This is a genomic window from Burkholderia sp. SIMBA_051 (assembly GCF_046534915.1).
Taxonomy (GTDB): domain Bacteria; phylum Pseudomonadota; class Gammaproteobacteria; order Burkholderiales; family Burkholderiaceae; genus Burkholderia; species Burkholderia ambifaria.
Map to the genome: position 1 here is coordinate 1 of NZ_JAWRXS010001016.1, position 229 is coordinate 229.

Below are 229 nucleotides of genomic sequence, written 5' to 3' on the forward strand. Positions count from 1 at the left end.
GCGGTCACGCCCGGTACGATTTCGTAGGGAATTGCAAGCTCGCGCAACCTGCGAATCTGTTCGCCGATCGCGCCGTACAGCGAAGGGTCGCCGGAGTGCACGCGCGCTACGTGCTGACGTTTATCGTCCGCGCTTTTTAGTAACGCCACGATCTGGTCGAGGTCGAGTTCGGCCGTGTTCACCACCTGCGCCGCCGAATGCCCTTCGAGCACCGCAGCCGGCACTAACG

1 protein-coding gene is annotated in these 229 nt (G+C 62.9%); it reads right to left on the reverse strand.

All coding sequences use genetic code 11. The features are described 5' to 3' along the window. On the reverse strand, positions 1-229 hold a 229-nt coding region (locus tag SB771_RS37565; RefSeq protein ID WP_410722349.1), incomplete at both ends, for an SAM-dependent methyltransferase.